Origin of the sequence: Kitasatospora purpeofusca (genome assembly GCF_042691725.1) — a bacterium.
In the GTDB taxonomy this organism is placed as follows: Bacteria; Actinomycetota; Actinomycetes; order Streptomycetales; family Streptomycetaceae; genus Kitasatospora; species Kitasatospora purpeofusca_B.
In genome coordinates, this window is the sequence record NZ_CP170483.1 from 4,564,502 (window position 1) to 4,580,886 (window position 16,385).

Consider the following 16,385-nt stretch of genomic DNA (forward strand, 5'->3'; position numbering starts at 1 on the left):
CGGAGGTGGTCCTCGTGCACACGCGACAGCGTACGCAGCCCGGAACCCGACCTAATCGGGCATCAGTCGCCAATAGCCACAAAACGGCGGTAGATCATTACACGCCCGTTGCCAAGCCCGCCCGCGCGTCGGCTTGTGATCACATTCACGCGCGTCCCCCTTGCCCGTTCGGAGACCCAGGTTTACTGTTCTCGATATATCGAGCCGATACATCGGAGCGACATACCGCCGAGGGAGGCGGGTCGCGGACCGGCCGGGGAAGGGAGGACGACAGCAGTGGGCAGGCGCTCAGGAGTGCTGGAGTTCGCCGTTCTCGGACTGCTCCACGACGCCCCGATGCACGGGTACGAGCTGCGCAAGCGGCTCAACGTCCTGCTCGGCTCGTTCCGCGCGTTCTCCTACGGGACGCTCTATCCCTGTCTGAAGAGCCTGGTGGCACAGGGTTTCCTCGTCGAGGACAACCCGGACGTCGAGTACGTCCCGGCCACCGCGCTCAACGGAAAGCGGTCCAAGATCGTCTACCGGCTCTCCGCCGAGGGCAAGCAGCGGTTCGAGGAACTGCTCGCCGACTCCGGCCCGGACGCCTGGGAGGACGAGCACTTCGGCGTGCACTTCGCCTTCTTCGGCCAGACCGACCGGGCCGTGCGGATGCGCGTGCTGGAGGGCCGCCGCAGCCGGCTGGAGGAGCGCCTGGAGCGGATGCGCAACTCGCTCGCCCGCGCCCGCGAGCGGTTCGACGACTACACCGTCGAGCTGCAGCGGCACGGACTGGAGTCGGTGGAGCGCGAGGTCCGCTGGCTCAACGAGCTGATCGAGACCGAACGGGCCAACCGCACCGGCCGGACCGGATCGGCGGCCGGCGCGACCGGCTCCGCAGTACCCAAGACTTCGGACGGCCGAGGCGAGGAGGACGGGTCCGTGGACCCGCCCGGGCCACCGTACGACCGCCCGGGGCGCTCCGACCAGGAGCGCTGACACCGCGTCAGCCCTGTGCCGCGCGGCAGGAGTGGGCGCGCACGCGCCCGTCAAGCAGTCATCGAAGAAGCAGGACGAGTCCCGCCGACCCCCGGCGGCGCTCATGAGATCACAGGGAGCAACCGGAATGGGTTCGGTTCGCGTAGCCATCGTGGGTGTGGGCAACTGCGCCACGTCGCTGGTGCAGGGTGTCGAGTACTACAAGGACGCCGACCCGGCCGGCAAGGTCCCCGGGCTGATGCACGTCCAGTTCGGTGACTACCACGTCCGTGACGTGGAGTTCGTCGCCGCCTTCGACGTCGACGCCAAGAAGGTCGGCCAGGACCTCGCGCACGCCATCACGGCGTCCGAGAACAACACCATCAAGATCTGCGACGTGCCGCCGACCGGCATCACCGTCCAGCGCGGCCACACCCTCGACGGTCTGGGCAAGTACTACCGGGAGACCATCGAGGAGTCGGACGAGGCCCCGGTCGACGTCGTCCAGGCCCTGAAGGACGCCCAGGTCGACGTCCTGGTCTGCTACCTGCCGGTCGGTTCCGAGCAGGCCGCCAAGTTCTACGCCCAGTGCGCCATCGACGCCAAGGTCGCCTTCGTGAACGCCCTCCCGGTGTTCATCGCGGGCACCAAGGAGTGGGCGGACAAGTTCACCGAGGCCGGCGTGCCGATCGTCGGTGACGACATCAAGTCCCAGGTCGGCGCCACCATCACGCACCGCGTGATGGCCAAGCTGTTCGAGGACCGCGGTGTCATCCTCGAGCGCACCATGCAGCTGAACGTCGGCGGCAACATGGACTTCAAGAACATGCTCGAGCGCGAGCGCCTGGAGTCCAAGAAGATCTCCAAGACCCAGGCCGTCACCTCGCAGATCCGCGACCGCGAGCTGGGCGCCAACAACGTCCACATCGGCCCCTCGGACTACGTGGCCTGGCTGGACGACCGCAAGTGGGCCTACGTCCGCCTGGAGGGTCGCGCGTTCGGCGACGTCCCGCTGAACCTGGAGTACAAGCTCGAGGTCTGGGACTCCCCGAACTCCGCCGGTGTCATCATCGACGCCGTGCGCGCCGCGAAGATCGCCAAGGACCGCGGCATCGGCGGCCCGATCCTCTCCGCCTCCTCGTACTTCATGAAGTCCCCGCCGGTCCAGTACTTCGACGACGAGGCCCGCGTGAACGTCGAGAAGTTCATCCGCGGCGAGGTCGAGCGCTGAACCTGAGCACCTCCGGGCACTGAGCCCGGACCCGCTCGGACACCGGACGGGCCCACGGTCGACGACCGTGGGCCCGTTCATCTTCTCCCGGCGAATGTTTCACGTGAAACAGCGGCCGGTTCCATGGCACTCTGGGCACGTGGCGATCACCGAGAACGGCAGTACCCACCGTGCCGCGCACCGCGCCACGCTCCGCGACCTGCTCCGCGCCCGCGACTTCCGCCGGCTGCTGACGGCCCGGGTGCTGTCCCAGCTCTCCGACGGCGTCTTCCAGGTCTCGCTGGCCGCCTACGTCGTCTTCTCCCCGGAGAAGCAGTCCTCGCCCGCCGACATCGCCTCGGTGCTGGCCGTGATGCTGCTGCCGTTCTCGGTGATCGGCCCCTTCGCCGGCGTCCTGCTGGACCGCTGGCGCCGCCGCCAGGTGCTCTACCTGGGCAACCTGGCCCGCTTCGGGCTCGGCCTGGTCACCGGCGCGCTCCTCCTGGTCCAGGCACCGACCTGGCTCTTCTTCGCCTCCGCGCTGCTGGTCACCGCGCTCAACCGGTTCATCCTGGCCGGCCTGTCGGCGGCCCTGCCCCGGGTGGTGCGCGGCGAGCAACTGGTCACCGCCAACGCCCTCTCCCCCACCCTGGGCACCGTCGCCGCCGCGGTCGGCGGCGGGCTGGGCTTCCTGCTGCACCAGACGATGGCCCCCGGGCCGCGGGCCGACGCCGCCCTGGTCTCGCTCGCCGCGCTCCTCTACCTCTGCGCCGCGCTGGCGGCGCTGCGGATGGACCGGGACCTGCTCGGCCCCGAGCACCACCCGGGCCGCCCGGCGCTCGGCCAGGCACTGGCCCAGGCCGCCCGCGAGCTGAAGGCCGCCGTCACCCACCTGGTGCGCGACCGCCGTCCGGCGGCCCATGCGCTGGCCGCCGTGACCGCGGCCCGGTTCTGCTACGGCGTGCTGATCGTGGTCGTGGTGATGCTCGCCCGGTACACCTTCAACGACCCCGCCGACAGCGCGGCCGGCCTGGCCACCCTGGGGCAGGCGGTCGGCCTCTCCGCCGCCGGGTTCTTCATCGCCGCGGTGATCAGCCCCTGGTGCAGCCGGCGGCTCGGGCTGGCCGGCTGGATGACGCTCTGCCTGGCCGCGCCGGTGCTCTTCGTGCCCGCGCTGGGGCTCAGCTTCCGCCTGGTGCCCTGCCTGTTCGCGGCGCTGCTGCTCGGCGTGGTCACCCAGGGCACCAAGATCTGCGCCGACACCGTGGTCCAGGAGTCGGTCGAGGACGCGTACCGCGGCCGGATCTTCGCCATCTACGACGTGCTCTTCAACGTCGCCTTCGTGGCCGCCGCCCTGGTGACCGCGCTGGTGCTGCCGCTCTCCGGACGCTCGGTGCCGGTCGTCCTGGGCGTGGCCCTGGTGTACGCCGCCTCGGCCGTGCTCTATCTGCGCGCCGCCCGCCGCACCGGTCCGCTCCCCGGCGACCCGGCCCCCTGAGCGCCGCCGCCGGACCGGCGGTGGCCCCGGCGCACCGGACCCGTCGGCGCGAGTCGCTAAGGTACGTCAGATCTGTCGGAGCGACAGCAGCCTGTCTCGGGGGACAATCTGATGAGCACACCGCCTAGCGCGTACGGGCCGCCACAGCCGTACGGTCCCCCGGCCGCCCAGGCCGCGCCCCCGTACCCGCCCCAGCCCTACCCGCCCCAGCCCTACCCGCAGGCCCCCTACGGCCAGCCCTCGCCGCACGGCTACCCGCCGGTCGCCCCGCTCCCGCCCGGCGGACCGGCCGCGAAGGGCCGCGGCAAGGCCCGGCTGAAGGCGGCCGGCCTGGTCCTGAGCGCCGGCGCGCTGATCGTCGGTTACTTCGTCAGCGGTCCGGGCGTCACCGGCGCCAAGGCCGGCGACTGCGTCAAGGCCGGCGGCCCGCGCGACGTCTCGGTGGTCAAGTGCACCGACGGCAAGGCGAACTACAAGGTGCTGGCGACGTACGACTCCACCACCGACACCACCCGGTGCCGCGGCACCGCGGGCACCACCAGCACCGTCTCGGGCAAGAGCGGCCGCCGCTGGAACAAGAAGCGGTACGTGCTCTGCCTCGGCCCGCTCACCGGCGTCCCGCCGGTCAAGAAGTCCTGAACCCGCCCGACCTTCCTTCCGGGGGATCCCCTTGTCCGTTCCGCCACCCCAGCTGCCGTACGGCTCGACGCCGCCCGCCGACGGCGCCAACCCGTACGCCACCGGCAACCCGTACGCCGGTGCGCCCGCCCCGCCGCCGCCGGCCGCCCCCGCGCCGGCCGGCTACGGCTACCCGGCCGCCCCGCCGCCGGCCGCCCCGCCCGGGTACGGCATGCCCGCCCAGGCCCCGCCCGGCGGCTACGCCTACCCGCCACAGGCCGGGGGCTACCCGCCACAGGCCGGGGGCTACCCGCCGCAGGCCGGGGGCTACCCGGCTCCGGCCGGCTACGCCCACCAGGGCGGGCCGGTCTGCCGGTTCTGCGGCGGCTTCCCGGCCGTCGACACCACCGTCCGGGGCCACCAGGGCATCATCATCATCATGCGGTTCCTGAAGCAGCCGGGACCGTTCTGCCGCACCTGCGGCACCGCGGTGGTCCGCGACATGTCGGCCCGCACCCTGGTCCAGGGCTGGTGGGGCTACCTCTCCGGGATCTTCACCGTGGTCACCCTGCTGCGGAACCTCGCCGCCCACAACCGGATCAAGGACCTGCCGCCGCCGGTGCCCGGCACCCACGGCCCGCAGCTCGACCCGGGCGTGCCGCTCACCAAGCGCCCGCACATCTTCATGCTGCTGCTGCCGGTGCTCGGGATCGGCTCGACGCTCGTCCTGATCGCGACCGGGGCGTTCCTCGGTGCCCGGCACGACGACGACCCGTACCGGCCGCTGGTGCTGCCCACGCCCACCACCACGGTGACCTTCCCCACGCCGACCTTCCCGCCGGCCCACTCGCCGAGCTTCTCGCTGCCGCCGGCGCCGGCGCCGACGATCACCCTGCCGACGCCGTCCGCCACCTCCAAGGTGCCCAGCGACATCGACTTCGCCAAGGCCGGCGACTGCCTGCGCAACGAGAACGGCACGGCGGCCACCCACGACGCCAGTCCGCGGATCACCATGCTCCCCTGCACCGACACCCGGGCCCAGTACAAGGTGATCAAGAAGGTCTACGCGACCAGCGACAACGAGAAGGCCTGCGACAACGTCGACGGCACCGAGAGCACCTTCACCCGGTCGTCCAGCACCGAGGCGCTCAGCTTCGTCCTCTGCCTGAAGAAGATCTGAGCCCCGCGAACGGGGCGGGGGCGGTCCCGGGTTCCCCCGGTACCGCCCCCGCCCGCCACTGCCCGTCCTACTGCTGGGCGTCCCACCAGGAGCGCAGCGCGGCCACCGCCGCGTCGTGCTCCATCGGGCCGTGCTCCAGCCGCAGCTCCAGCATGTGCCGGTACGCCTTGCCGACCATCGGGCCGGGCCCGAGGTCGAGCAGCTCCATGATCTGGTTGCCGTCCAGCGCGGGGCGGACGGCGTCCAGCTCCTCCTGCGCCCTGAGCTCGCCGATCCGCTCCTCCAGGCCGTCGTAGGTGCGGGAGAGCGTGGCCGCCTTCTTCTTGTTCCGGGTGGTGCAGTCCGAGCGGGTCAGCTTGTGCAGCCGCTCCAGCAGCGGGCCGGCGTCGGTGATGTAGCGGCGCACCGCCGAGTCGGTCCACTCGCCGCCGCCGTAGCCGTGGAACCGCAGGTGCAGCTCGACCAGGCGCGAGACGTCCTCGGTGAGCTCCTTCGAGTACTTCAGCTCGCGCATCCGCTTGCGGGTCATCTTGGCGCCGACCACCTCGTGGTGGTGGAAGGAGACCCGGCCGTCCGACTCGAAGCGGCGGGTGCGCGGCTTGCCGATGTCGTGCAGCAGCGCGGCCAGCCGCAGGGTGAGGTCCGGGCCGTCCTGCTCCAGGTCGACGGCCTGCTCCAGGACGGTCAGCGAGTGCTCGTAGACGTCCTTGTGCCGGTGGTGCTCGTCACGCTCCAGGCGCAGCGCGGGCAGCTCGGGCAGCACGTGGTCGGCCAGCCCGGTGTCGACCAGCAGCCGCAGGCCCTTGACCGGGTGCTCGGCCAGCAGCAGCTTGTTCAGCTCGGCCTGGACCCGCTCGGCGGAGACGATCGCGATCCGGTCGGCCATCGCGGTCATCGCCGCGATCACCTCGGGGGCCGGCTCGAAGTCCAGCTGGGCGGCGAACCGGGCGGCCCGCATCATCCGCAGCGGGTCGTCGGAGAAGGACTCCTCGGGGGTGGCGGGGGTGCGCAGCACCCGGGCCTCCAGGTCCTCCAGGCCGTGGTGCGGGTCGACGAAGCCGCGGCCGGGCAGGTCGACGGCCATCGCGTTGACCGTGAAGTCGCGGCGGACCAGGTCCTCCTCGATGGTGTCGCCGTAGGTCACCTCGGGCTTGCGGGAGGTGCGGTCGTACGCCTCGGAGCGGTAGGTGGTGATCTCGATCAGGAAGGAGCCCTGCGGGGTGTCCTTGCGCGCGCCGACCGTGCCGAAGGCGATGCCGACGTCCCAGACCGCGTCGGCCCAGCCGCGCACGAGCCTGAGCACCTGCTCCGGGCGGGCGTCGGTGGTGAAGTCCAGGTCGTTGCCGAGCCGGCCCAGCAGGGCGTCCCGTACCGAGCCGCCGACCAGCGCGAGCCGGTGACCGGCCGCCTGGAAGCGGCGGGCGATCTCGTCGGCGACCGGGGAGACCCGCAGCAGTTCCTGCAGGCCCAGGGTCTGGGCCTCGCTCAGGACGGGGACGACCTGGGCGGCGGAACTGGAATGATGGGCGCCGGTCGGGTGGGCGGTGGGCTCATTGGCAGTGGACACGGCTCACAAGGGTACGTGGCCCGGCGGCCCCGTCGCCCGCGCGTTTCCACCCGCTCACTCCCCGGCCCGCAACACCGCACCCCTCACCACATCGTTACCATGCCGGTGGAACGAGTCCGGGGTACCGGCGGCGGGCCGCGGTGCCGTGCGCCGTCATGGCCACGCGGGCGACGGACGGCCACATGTTCTTCACGGCTGATCCTCACGGCATCCCCCACGGCCGGCGGAGCATCCGCAGCAGCACGGCACCAGCAGCAGCGATCGAGAACGGCGAGGGCGAACCCGTGAGCGAGGGCGGACCGCGTGAGTGAGCCGGCACGGTACCCGGGACAGCAGGCGAACGAACGCCGTGGGCGGGTCCTGCAACGGGCCGCCCGGCGGCTGGCCGGTGCGCTCGGCGCCGCGCTGGTGCTCGCCGGGACGCTGCCCGGCTTCCCGGCGGCGGCGGCCGGCGGATCACGCCCGGCGGCCGATTCGGCGGTCAGCGCCGAGTACCCGGTGACGCTGACCATCGAGTCGGTGAACAAGCCGGTGGCCGTCCCGAACGGCATCGTGACCATCTCCGGGCACGTCACCAACGGCGGGACGTCCGTCCTCAAGTCCGCGCACGCGACGGTCCGCAAGCCCTGGGCGGGCAAGCCGCTCACCACCCGCAGCGAGCTGGCCGGGGTGGTCGCCCGGACCAGCCCGCAGGGGTCGGACGGCATCTCGCTGGACAGCCCGCAGTACGCGCTGAACGAGCTCGGCCCCGGCCAGAGCCAGCCGTACACGCTGAGCGTCGCCGTCGCCGACCTCCAGCTCTCCACCGAGGGCGTCTACGAGCTGGCGGTGGACGTCTGGGGCTCGACCACCGACAACCAGCGCGACCGCCCGCTGGGCATCGCCCGGACCTTCCTGCCGTACACCCCGACGACCCAGCCCGAGGCACTGCCGTCCAAGGTCACCACCCTCTGGCCGCTGGTGCACGCCCCGGTCCTGGTCGCGCAGACCCTGTCCGACAGCGACCAGACCGTCCCGGTGCTGCGCGACGACAGCCTGGCCGCCGAGTTCGCGCCCGGTGGGCGGCTGTACGCGCTGGTCGACACCGGTGCCTCGCTGACCGGGCTGACCTGGGTGGTCGACCCGGACCTGCTGGACACCGCGTTCGCGATGACCAAGGACTACCGGGTGCAGAAGCCCGGCACCTCGGGCCACGCGGCCAAGGAGGAGAACACCGTCCGCGGCACCGGCACGGCCGCCGCCACGGCCTGGCTGGAGAAGCTGCGGGCCGCCGTCGCCAAGCCGGGCAGCCAGGTGGTGGCGCTGCCCTACGCCGACCCGGACCTCGCCTCGATCGCGCACAACGCCCCCGAGCTGGAGGGCATCGACACCGCGCTCGGCAAGGCGGCCACCGCCGGCCGGCTGACCGTCGAGGGCCGGCTCTCGGTGGACACCCGCGCCGACGTCGCCTGGCCCTACCAGGGCTACCTGGACCAGCGGATCGCCTCCGTCGCCCAGCGCGCCGGCGCCGGCCTGGTGCTGGTGAACGGTGCGAGCATGCCCGAGTCGGACGCGCTGAAGTACACCCCCTCGGCCACCCGGCCGATCGGCAACGGCCAGAGCGCCGTGGTCGCCGACCAGATGGTCTCCTCGCTGTTCGAGGAGGACCTGGCGACCCCGCAGAACCAGACGCTGGCCCTCCAGCGGTTCCTCGCCGAGACCTTCGTGATCTCCCGGCAGGAGCCGCAGAACCAGCGCGGGCTGCTCATCATGCCGCCGCGCGATCTCACCCCCGGCACCGCCAAGGTGCTCGCCAGTGCCCTCCAGACGGCCCAGGACGGCAAGTGGGTGGAGCCGGCCAAGCTGGACGCGCTCGCCCAGTCGACGCCCGACTCGAAGGCCAACACGGCCGTCCCGGCGCCCGCCGACTACCCGGCCCGGATCCGCGACTCGGAACTGCCCGCCGCCGACCTGACCGCCACCACCCGGATCCAGGCCGACCTGGACACCCTGATGCGGGTGCTGACCCTGCCGCAGCGGGTGCGCGGGCCGTTCAGCGCGGCCATGGTCCGCTCGCTGTCCACCGAGTGGCGCACCGAGGCCCCGGCCGGCAGCGTCTACCGCGACGGCGTGCAGAGCTACCTCGACGAGCTCACCAACGCGGTGAAGGTGCCACCGAAACGGGTCATCACCTTCGCCGGGGACACCGGCGTGCTCCAGGTCAGCGTCCGCAACGACCTGACCCAGACGGTCACCAACCTCAAGCTGGTGCTGAGTCCAAGCCAGCCCAACCGGCTCCGGGTCGAGATGCCGGCGGAGGAGCTGGTGCTGCCCGCCTCGCAGAGCGTCACCCTGCGCTTCCCGGCCGAGGCGAAGAACAACGGGACGGTCGGCATGACCGCCCAGCTGTACACCACCGGGCCCAACCCGGAGCCGTACGGCAAACCGGTGCACTTCACCGTGGAGGTCACCTCGGTGACCAACGGCGTGCTGTACGTCTTCGGCGGCGGCCTGGTGCTGCTCCTGCTCGCCGCCCTGCGGTTCGTCCGCCAGCGCAAGCGGCGGGTGGCGCACGACGACGAGGGCGACGCGCCGCTCGCCCCGACCGGCGAACCGGCGGACGGGCCGGACGGCGAACCGGGCGGCGAACCGGCCGACGGAGCGGCCGACGGACCTGCGGAAGGCGCGACGGACGGCCCGGCCGAACCCGACGGCGGCGGCGGAACCGCGCGGACACCGCACGACAGCCGCGCGGATGGCCGGGATCGGGCCACCAGTGATGAGAAGGTTGGTCCTTGACACCGCCGACACCGCCCGACCACGGGGCGGCCTCCCCCACGACAGCGAAGAGGTGACATGACCGGGCGCAGCGAGGAGCGGCCTCCGGGCCGCGGAGAGGTCCGTCCGGGCGCCGAGTCGCCGTCCGGCGACTGGTACGTGGCCGACACCTACGCCCAGGACCCGTACGCGGCCGACGCGTACCAGGGCGGTCCGGGCGAGCAGGACCCGTACGGCCTGCGGGCCGCCCGGCCCGCCGCGCCGCAGCAGCCGGCGGCCGCGTACGACGTGCCGCCGCAGCTGCCGCCGCAGGGCGGCGAGTACCCGGCCCCGGTGCCGCCGACGCCGTTCGCGCCGCCGGTGCCGCCGGTGCAGCCCGGCTGGGACACCCCGCCGCAGGCCGGTTGGCGCGAGGACCTGCCGCCGCAGGCCGCCGCCCCCGCCGGGCCGCCCGCTCCGCAGGGTCCGGCCGCTCCCGCCGAGGGCTGGGGCGTCGGGCCGCAGTGGCAGCCCGGCCCGGCGCACTCCGCCTGGGACTCCGAGTCCACCGAGTACGTCGGGGTGGACGCGCTGTTCGGCGGGAACCAGGTGACCGCCGAGGCACCCCGCCCGCCGGCCCAGCAGTCCCCCGTCCAGCAGTCCCCCGTCCAGCAGCCGGCGGCCGCCCAGCCGCCCGGCGCGCCGGTCCCGCCCGCCCCGCCCGCGCCGTTCCCCCCGGCCGGCGCGTACCCGGGGCAGCACGGGCCGCAGCCGCCGTACGGACCCGGCCCGGGCGTCCACCCCGGTATCCACCCCGGCGGCCACGCCCCGGACGGGCACCGTCCCTTCGTGCCGCCGATCGAGTTCGACCCGCCGCTCGCCGAGGACGAGGCCACCCTGCAGGTGGCCGCCGTGCAGCTGCCGCCCGCGGTGGAGCCGCTCGCCGACCTCGCGGCCGAGGAGCAGTCCGCCCCCGCCGCCCCCCAGGAGAGCGCCGGCCGGACGTCCGGCGGCGGCAAGGTCGCCTCGCTGCTGAACTCCAGTGCGATCATGGCGGCCGGCACCCTGGTCTCCCGGGGCACCGGCTTCCTGCGCACCATGGTGATCGCCGGCGCGATCGGCATCGCCGTGATGGGTGACTCCTACAACGCCGCCAACACCCTGCCGACCCTGCTCTACATCCTGATCGGCGGCGGCGCGCTGAACGCCGTCTTCGTGCCGCAGCTGGTCCGCAGCATGAAGAACGACGCGGACGGCGGCACCGCCTACGCCAACCGGCTGCTCACCCTGGTGATGGTCGGCCTGGCCGGCGTGGTCTTCCTGGCCGTGCTCGGGGCACCGGTGCTCGTCCAGCTGATCGCCCACAAGATGATGGAGAACCCGGCCCGCGCGGACACCACGGTCGCGCTGGCCCGGTACTGCCTGCCGAGCATCTTCTTCATGGGCATCCATGTGGTGATGGGCCAGATCCTCAACGCCCGCGGCCGGTTCGGCGCGATGATGTGGACCCCGGTCCTCAACAACATCGTGGTGGTCTTCACCTTCGGCGCCTACATCTGGGTGTACGGCGGCTTCGACGGCACCCACGTCACCCCGGAGACCATCACCCCCGAGGGCGTCCGGCTGCTCGGCATCGGCACCCTGGTGGGCCTCGCCGTGCAGTCGCTGGCGATGGTCCCGTACCTGCGGGCGGCCGGCTTCTCCTTCCGCCCGCGCTTCGACTGGCGCGGCCACGGCCTGGGCAAGGCGGCCCGGCTGGCCAAGTGGACCTTCTTCTTCGTCCTCGCCAACCAGGCCGGCTACCTGGTCATCACCCAGCTGGCCACCGCCGCCGGCAGCAACGCCGAGGCGGGCGGCCACGGCGGTGTCGGCCTCGCGGCCTTCTCCAACGCCCTGCTGATCTGGCAGCTCCCGCAGGCCGTCATCACCGTCTCGATCATGAGCGCGGTGCTGCCCCGGCTGTCCCGCGCGGCCGCCGACGAGGACGCCGGCGCCGTCCGCGACGACCTCTCCTACGGGCTGCGCACCACGGCCGTCGCGGTCGTCCCGGCGGCGTTCCTCTTCCTCTCGCTCGGCCCGGCCATCGGCCAGGCCATCTACGCGGTGGGCGGCGGCGACACCGCCCTGGACAACGCCCGCAACGTGGGCCTGATGCTCTCCGCCTTCGCCCTGGGCCTCATCCCCTACTCGGCGCAGTACGTGATGCTCCGCGGCTTCTACGCCTACGAGGACACCCGTACGCCGTTCTCCAACACCGTCTGGGTGGCCGCCTGCCAGGCCGGCTTCTCGCTGCTCTGCTGGGTGCTGCTGCCGGCCGAGTGGACGGTCATCGGCATGGCCCTCGGCTACGGTCTCGCGTACGCCGTCGGGGTGACGGTCGCGGTACCCAAGCTGAAGAAGAAGATCGGCGGCCTGGACACCAAGCGGATCGGCAAGACCTACTCCCGGCTCGCCACGGCCTCCGTCCCGGCCGCCCTGGTGGGCCTGGGCGCGAGCCTGGCGGTCACCCGGGTGGTCGACGGCTGGGCCGGGGCCGTGCTGACCGTCGTGGTGGCCGGCGGACTCCAGCTGGCCGTCTTCGTACTCATCGCGAAGCAGCTGCGGATCGAGGAACTGAACGCCATGCTGGGTATGGTGCGCGGCCGACTGGGCCGCTGACCCGGCATCGGGCCGCCCGCGCTCCCCGGACCGTCCCGGGCCGGGGCCGGCGGCCCGATGCCGACTGCGCCACATCTCTCCGCCATCAGGCAACCGCGCGGACCTCTCAGCGGTCGTACCCGGTGGAGAACAGTGGGCACAATTGTCCTGGAGCACCGGGGCCACCGGCCCGGGCGCTCCAACGACTCTCTCTCAGGCCCGGGGCGACACAAGGGGAGGCTGGACCACGGTGGCTGATGGCACCAAGGCGGTCGTCGACACGTCAGCAGCTGACGGAGCGGCGGACGAGGCCGCGCTGGCCGCGGCGATCGACGAACTCGCCGACGGCACGGCCCGGGCCACCGCGGCCGGTTCCCCGACGGGCGAGCGCCCCGCTGCGGGCGGCTCCGCCACCCGGAAGGGCCCGGCCGCCGAGGAGGACACCGAGGACGGACCCGCCGCCGAGGACGACGCCCCGGCCGAGGACGACGGCCCGGCCGAGGACGCCCCGACCCGGAGCGAGGAGACCTCGGAGATCACCGCCCCGCTGTCGGCCACCGAGATCGCCGCCGAACTGGCCGCCGGCGACGCCGCCCGCCGGGCCGAGGCCGCTGCGAAGGCCGACCGCCCCGCCAAGCGCCCGCCCCGGGACCCGCAGCCCACCCACGACCCCCGGGACACCGCCACCCTGCCGCGGACCCTGCCCGCCCCGCTGCGGCACAGCGGCGACCTCATCGGCCACCGCTACCGGCTGGACGAGTGCATCTCCTCCACCGAGACCTTCAGCAGCTGGCGCGCGGTCGACGAGAAGCTGCGCCGCGCCGTCGGCGTCCACCTGATGGCCGCCGGCCACCAGCGCGCCCGCAAGGTCCTGGCCGCCGCCAAGTCGGCGGCCCTGCTCGGCGACCCGCGCTTCGTACAGGTCCTGGACGCCGTCCAGGAGGGCGAGCTGGTCTACGTCGTGCGCGAGTGGCTGCCGCACGCCTCCGACCTCGCCAAGCTGCTCGCCGACGGGCCGATGGAGCCGCACGAGGCGTACCAGATGGTCCGCCAGGTCACCGACGCGGTGGCCGCCGCCCACCGGCGCGGCCAGGCCCACCTGCGGCTCACCCCGCGCTGCGTGCTGCGCACCGACAGCGGCCAGTACCGGATCAACGGCATCGCGGTGGACGCCGCCCTGCGCGGCCTGCCCGACGAGGACTCCGAGCGCACCGACACCCGGGCCATCGGCGCCCTGCTGTTCGCCGCGCTCACCCACCGCTGGCCCTTCCCCGAGGACCGCTACGACCTCCAGGGCCTGCCCAGGAACGTCGGCGAGGTGGCCCCGGACCAGGTCCGGGCCGGGGTCCACAAGGGCCTGTCCGACCTCGCCGCCCGCGCCCTGTTCGACCACCCGCCGCACCACGCCGAGCCGATCACCACTCCCGAGGCGCTCGCCCGGGCGATCGCGCTGATGCCGCGCATCCGCCAGCCCGAGCCCGAGCTGCCGGTCTTCACCAACCCGCCGCGGCACAACACCCACGCCCTGCCGACCGCGCCCAACCCGACCCGGGTGGTCGCCGCCCCCGGCACCGGCCCCACCCCCGTGGCGGCCCCGGTGCGGCGCGCCGGCCGGCGGCTGCGCCGGGTCGTCAAGGTGACCGCCTGGACGATCGCCCTCGGCGCCATCGGCGCGGCCTCCTGGCAGCTGGTCGACCACCTGCGCCAGGACGGCACCGCCGTCGCGGCCCCCCAGCCCAGCGCCTCCTCCGCCACACCCAGCGCCCACACGACGACACACGACCCGGTGCCGATCCCGGTCAAGGAGGCGATCTCCTTCAACCCCCTGGGCGACGGCCCGGAGGGCACGGCCAGCCTGGCCAAGGCCATCGACGACGACCCGAACAGCGAGTGGCTCACCAACTGGTACAGCGACCCCTTCCCCAGGGCCAAGGAGGGCACCGGCCTGCTGCTCGACCTCGGCTCGGTGCAGACCGTCTCCAGCGTGAGCGTCAAGTTCGGCACCCCCACCACGGCCGAGCTGAGGGTGCCCGGCAAGAACGTCAGTGCCCCCCTGTCCGCCAAGCCGAAGGACTTCGGCGTCGTCGGCAAGGAAGCCGGGACCAACGTCTCCTACAAGCTGGACAGCCCGGTCAGCACTCGCTATCTCTTGATCTGGCTGACCAGCCTGTCCAAGAACCCGGAGGGCATGGCGTCCGCCGGTCAGTACCAGGGCCACGTCTCCGACGTGAAGGTCTCCGGCTGACCCGCGGACCGCGGCGACGGGACGCGAGCGACGAGGGGTGGACGTGGCGCAGGACGGACCGGGGCGCGGCGACGACGCCGCGCTCCTCGCCCGGCACGTCGCGGGCGACCGGGAGGCCTTCGGCCTCCTGGTGAACCGCCACCGCGACCGGCTCTGGGCGGTCGCCCTGCGCACCCTGGGCGACCGCGAGGAGGCCGCCGACGCCCTCCAGGACGCCCTGGTCTCCGCCTTCCGCTCCGCCCACACCTTCCAGGGCCGCTCGGCCGTCACCACCTGGCTGCACCGGATCGTGGTCAACGCCTGCCTGGACCGCGCCCGGCGCGCCGCCACCCGCCGGACCAGGCCGCTCGACGACGACCCGCGGCGGCTGGACGCCCTGGTCGGCTCCGCCGAGCCCGCCGACTCCCCGGTGGTCCGCGCCGAGGTGCACCGCGAGCTGTCCGCCGCGCTCGCCGAGCTGCCCGCCGAGCAGCGCGCCGCACTCGTCCTGGTCGACATGCAGGGCTACCCCGTCGCCGAGGCCGCCGCACTGCTGGGGGTGCCGGTCGGCACGGTGAAGAGCCGCTGCGCCCGCGGCCGGGCCCGGCTGCTGCCGCTGGTCCGGCATCTGCGCGAGGAGCGCGCGGAGACGGGTGCCGGGGCGCCGGCGGCCGGTGTTTCACGTGAAACAGCGCCCGCCCCCGGCGCCGTCCCTCCGCCCGGGAACCCACCCGGGCCCCGTACCGTCACAGGGACGGTCCCGGACCCAGCCCGACCGATCCTGGAAGGAGACGCGAGCACGCGATGACGGCGCCCCTCTCCTCCCCCGGCCCCGCCGCGGGCGCGCACCCCGAGGTCGACGAGCTGGCCGACCTCGCCGAGGACCTGCTCCCGCCCGCCGACGCCGACGCGCTGCGCCGGCACCTGACCGGCTGCGCCGAGTGCCGGGAGACCGTCGACGCGCTCGCCGAGGTGCGGACGCTGCTCGGCGGGGCCGAGCCCCCGGCCATACCGGCCGACGTCGCCGCCCGGATCGACGCCGCCCTCGCGGCCGCGGCCTCCGGCACCGCAAAGCCGCCCCTCCCGGCCGCGCCGACCGCCCTTCCCAAGGCACCGGCCACCCCGCCGACCGCTCCGCCCGGGGCACCGACCGCCCGGCCCGCCGCCGCCACCGGACCGGGCCGCACCGCCCGCCCCCGGCGCCGTCGGACCCTGCTGCTGGGCTCGGCCGCCACGCTGCTCGTCCTCGGCCTCGGCGGGGCCTTCCTGGCCCTGCCCGGCTCCTCCCAGAAGCAGGACTCCACCACCGCCGCCAACGCGCCCGCCCCGGGCAGCACGGCCGCCGCCAAGGCCGACCGGCACCCGGACGGCACCGTCTACCGGGAGGAGCAGCTCGCCGCGCAGGTCCGGGCACTGCTCGCCGGGACCGCCGGCGGCCGCCCCGTCCTGCCCGCCAAGCCGTCCGCCGGCCCCGGCGCCGCCCCCGCGGACGGCTCCGGGGCGACCGCCGCACCGCCCGCCGAGGGCGGCCAGGGCCTCACCGGCGGCGGCCGCTCCACCCCGGCCTGCCCGCCGCCCAGCACCGCCGCCCTGCTGGCCACCGACCGCGGCAGCTACGCCGGGACCTCCGCCGAGCTGCTCGTCTACGCCCTGCCCGACCGCCCCGACCAGCTCGACGTCTACCTCCGCTCCCCCGACTGCGGACTCCTGCTGCACCGCACCCTCCCGGCCGACTGACCGGTGGTTCCCGTGCGATCCATG

11 protein-coding genes are annotated in these 16,385 nt (G+C 73.9%); 10 read left to right on the forward strand and 1 reads right to left on the reverse strand.

The features are described from left to right. The first annotated feature begins 276 nt into the window (after nucleotides 1-276). The 5 genes from ACFCLZ_RS19260 to ACFCLZ_RS19280 all read left to right on the forward strand — a co-directional run bounded on the left by ACFCLZ_RS19260 (nucleotide 277) and on the right by ACFCLZ_RS19280 (nucleotide 5,460). Nucleotides 277-975, forward strand: coding sequence for a helix-turn-helix transcriptional regulator (locus tag ACFCLZ_RS19260; protein WP_380277604.1), 699 nt, complete (start codon nucleotides 277-279; stop codon nucleotides 973-975). 127 nt (nucleotides 976-1,102) lie between these two features. Then, nucleotides 1,103-2,185, forward strand: coding sequence for an inositol-3-phosphate synthase (locus ACFCLZ_RS19265; RefSeq protein WP_380277606.1), 1,083 nt, complete (start codon nucleotides 1,103-1,105; stop codon nucleotides 2,183-2,185). Between the two features lie 139 nt (nucleotides 2,186-2,324). Then, nucleotides 2,325-3,662, forward strand: coding sequence for an MFS transporter (locus tag ACFCLZ_RS19270; protein ID WP_380277608.1), 1,338 nt, complete (start codon nucleotides 2,325-2,327; stop codon nucleotides 3,660-3,662). Between the two features lie 111 nt (nucleotides 3,663-3,773). Then, nucleotides 3,774-4,301 (forward strand): hypothetical protein, encoded by a 528-nt coding sequence (locus tag ACFCLZ_RS19275; protein ID WP_380277610.1) that lies wholly within the window; start codon nucleotides 3,774-3,776, stop codon nucleotides 4,299-4,301. Between the two features lie 31 nt (nucleotides 4,302-4,332). Beyond that, nucleotides 4,333-5,460 (forward strand): hypothetical protein, encoded by a 1,128-nt coding sequence (locus tag ACFCLZ_RS19280; protein WP_380277612.1) that lies wholly within the window; start codon nucleotides 4,333-4,335, stop codon nucleotides 5,458-5,460. Nucleotides 5,461-5,527: 67 nt separating this feature from the next. On the opposite strand, the gene ACFCLZ_RS19285 is transcribed toward ACFCLZ_RS19280, so the two are convergent. Beyond that, a complete protein-coding gene (locus tag ACFCLZ_RS19285) occupies nucleotides 5,528-6,949 on the reverse strand; it encodes a CCA tRNA nucleotidyltransferase (protein ID WP_380286215.1) in 1,422 nt (473 codons plus the stop codon). Nucleotides 6,950-7,330: 381 nt separating this feature from the next. On the opposite strand from ACFCLZ_RS19285, the gene ACFCLZ_RS19290 reads away from it, so the two are divergent. The 5 genes from ACFCLZ_RS19290 (at nucleotide 7,331) to ACFCLZ_RS19310 (ending at nucleotide 16,361) form a co-directional block, all read left to right on the forward strand. Next, nucleotides 7,331-9,805, forward strand: coding sequence for a DUF6049 family protein (locus ACFCLZ_RS19290; protein WP_380277614.1), 2,475 nt, complete (start codon nucleotides 7,331-7,333; stop codon nucleotides 9,803-9,805). 57 nt (nucleotides 9,806-9,862) lie between these two features. After that, entirely contained in the window at nucleotides 9,863-12,421 is a 2,559-nt protein-coding gene (gene murJ, locus ACFCLZ_RS19295) for a murein biosynthesis integral membrane protein MurJ (RefSeq protein ID WP_380277616.1), read from the forward strand. A 229-nt stretch (nucleotides 12,422-12,650) separates the two neighbouring features. Further along, the gene (locus tag ACFCLZ_RS19300) at nucleotides 12,651-14,645 is read left to right on the forward strand and encodes a serine/threonine protein kinase (RefSeq protein WP_380277617.1); all 1,995 of its coding nucleotides are present in this window, start codon (nucleotides 12,651-12,653) and stop codon (nucleotides 14,643-14,645) included. A gap of 43 nt (nucleotides 14,646-14,688) precedes the next feature. Beyond that, a complete protein-coding gene (gene sigM, locus ACFCLZ_RS19305; RefSeq protein ID WP_380277619.1) occupies nucleotides 14,689-15,432 on the forward strand; it encodes an RNA polymerase sigma factor SigM in 744 nt (247 codons plus the stop codon). Then, complete coding sequence (locus ACFCLZ_RS19310) at nucleotides 15,429-16,361, forward strand: anti-sigma factor family protein (RefSeq protein WP_380277621.1); 933 nt, start codon at nucleotides 15,429-15,431, stop codon at nucleotides 16,359-16,361. Before sigM ends, ACFCLZ_RS19310 begins: the two co-directional genes overlap by 4 nt. The last annotated feature ends 24 nt before the right edge of the window (nucleotides 16,362-16,385 follow it).